Consider the following 2439-nt stretch of genomic DNA (forward strand, 5'->3'; position numbering starts at 1 on the left):
ATAAAGTTAGTTTGTCTAGCATCTAAAAATAAAAATTGACGTTTCACGTTGTTTGTTTCGTTCAGTTTTCAAAGAACTACTTAGTCGCTCATTTGCGACTTCCTTATGTTAACATCTTCATCTTTCAATGTCAACTAAGTTTTTCATTTTGTTTGTCGCTTGCGACGTTATTGTCATCGGCGACTTGTTCTATATTACACCTCTATATACTAATAGTCAATATTAATCTTTCATTTTTTTAAAAAAGATGAAAAAGACTCTCATACCACCTCTTTATTCCTCATACATATCAGTAAAACAAGTGAAAGGAGTGTAGAACTTGTTCAATCCTTATTTATTAAACACCATAAGCGCCCATTCAAGAAGCCCACACTATCATAGGAAGTTTCCCATCATTCTATTTTGGAGTCAAAAAAGCGGTTGTACTTCTCTTGCCAATTGGTTCTTTTACCAGATTGATTTATTGCAAACAGCTCTAAGTTATAGTCCTTTCATTCATAATTTTGAATACGATATATACAAAAGTACACCTGCCTATAGTGTACGACTAGGTGTAGCGTTACGAGAAAAACAAAAAGAAACGTTTAAACTTGTTCGTAACCCTTATAGGAGAGCAGTCAGTTCTTTCGTGTCCTTAATTGGACCTCCTTATATGGAAAATCCGGAATGGAAACCCATCCGAAAGTTTTTATATCAAGATGAAAATTCCCCCAAAGGGATCTCATTCAAACAATTTTTATACTATCTATTTATGAAAGGGGCTCACGCAAGTGATATTAACCCACATTTCACACAACAATATATAGCTGGTGAAGAAGAATATGTGACCAATTATATATACTTAGAAAACTTCGATCAGGAAATGAAAGAATTAGAAAAGCGTTTCGAATTAAAAACCGCACCAATAAATGAGTTCTCAACATCATGGCATCATCAAACTCCCGCCATGATTTATAAAGGGAATTTTAGCGAAGCTGATATTACTGATCCTTTATTTCCCCGTCATCCAACTTTTGAAAGCTTTTATGATACTGAATGTATACAACTTGTTCAAACAATATTTCAAAATGATTTCGACACATATAAATACAGCAAAGAATATCCATACTAATTTTAGTCTATTATCTTTGCTAAATAAAAAAGATACCTCATATATAAGGTATCTTTTTAACATTTCAATTATATAAATCATACTGTTTAACAGTCTCTATTCTCCACCTTATTACCTTTTAATAGATTACATAACTTTTGCTTATCCGCCCATCCTACTCCGATTAAAACTAAACTCGCTCCCATTATTACCCTCCATGTCAGAGACTCATTTAATAGAATAATTGAAGTAGCGATACTTATTAATGGTAATGCATTTAAATATAATCCGCTTACTGATGCTGAAACTCTCTCTAGCGCTTTATTCCAAAACCAATATGCTAAAATTGTTGCTCCAATAACAAGGTATATTACACTAAGTCCCGTTTTCCAAGTTTCAATCTTTGGTAAACCGTAATAAAGAATTTCTACCAGTGCAAACGGTAATAGAATAACAGCTCCGATAATTAAAGTTAATGTTGTAAAAACCTCGTTTGATAAATACTGTTCTTGTTTTGGTTGTTTTAGCAAAACCGTGTAGAAAGCAAATAGAAAAGTACTTAATAATATCAGTATATCTCCTATTAAAGACACTTCTTGATCAGCACTTTTAGATGGAATCGTAATAAAGAGTACTCCTATAGTACCCAATATAATCCCTATCCAATAATTCAATCGAATTTTCTCTTTCAAGAAGAATGCTGAAAAAAGAATTGTAACTAATGGTAATGCAGCATCTATGATACTAACATGTAATCCACTTGTTAAAGAAATACCATACGATGTGAACATGAAATACCCAGCTACACCGGTAAAGGCTAACAAACTCATTCTTTGCCATGGAACTTTTTTATGTACAACTGATTTTTGTAGTTGCTTAAATGAAAATAGCATACAAATTCCACCTGCAAAGAAAAGACGAATAAACAACAAAGTAAACGGCTGAATAGATTCTAACACCCATTTTGTTGGTGCAATAGCTGTCCCCCATAATATAACAGCCACTAATAACATGCATATTTCTTTCATAATCCCCCACACCCATCAAAAATATATGTTAACTACCTTAATTATAGATTTTTTCTTATGTAAAATCCTTTAAAAACACAAAAGGTTATGTAAGATTACAAATATTCTTTTTACATCTCGATTATATTTTCACAAAAGGTAATTCTTACCTTTATATTTCAAGCAATAAAAATAAACACAAAAAAACCTAAGTCGAAACGACTTAGGTTTTTGCTTGGCGACGTCCTACTCTCACAGGGACAAGGTCCCAACTACCATCGGCGCTAGAGAGCTTAACTTCCGTGTTCGGTATGGGAACGGGTGTGACCTCTCTGCCATCAT

General features: G+C 33.0%; 2 protein-coding genes and 1 rRNA gene. 1 reads left to right on the plus strand and 2 read right to left on the minus strand.

Annotated elements, in window-relative coordinates; translation table 11 throughout:
- Positions 1-319: 319 nt before the first annotated feature.
- The gene (locus ASE54_RS28205; protein ID WP_000483044.1) at positions 320-1111 is read left to right on the plus strand and encodes a sulfotransferase family 2 domain-containing protein; all 792 of its coding nucleotides are present in this window, start codon (positions 320-322) and stop codon (positions 1109-1111) included.
- Between the two features lie 86 nt (positions 1112-1197).
- Here the strand turns inward: ASE54_RS28205 and ASE54_RS28210 are convergent, their stop codons facing one another.
- Entirely contained in the window at positions 1198-2118 is a 921-nt protein-coding gene (locus ASE54_RS28210; RefSeq protein WP_000658297.1) for a DMT family transporter, read from the minus strand.
- A gap of 212 nt (positions 2119-2330) precedes the next feature.
- A 5S ribosomal RNA gene (rrf, locus tag ASE54_RS28215) occupies positions 2331-2439 on the minus strand; the annotation flags it as partial.

It is taken from the genome of Bacillus sp. Root131, from assembly GCF_001429475.1.
Classification (GTDB): Bacteria; Bacillota; Bacilli; order Bacillales; family Bacillaceae_G; genus Bacillus_A; species Bacillus_A thuringiensis_S.

Excerpts from the sequence above, each read along its gene's own strand:
- ASE54_RS28210 (WP_000658297.1), bottom strand. The coding sequence starts at position 2,118 with ATGAAAGAAATATGCATGTTATTAGTGGCTGTTATATTATGGGGGACA.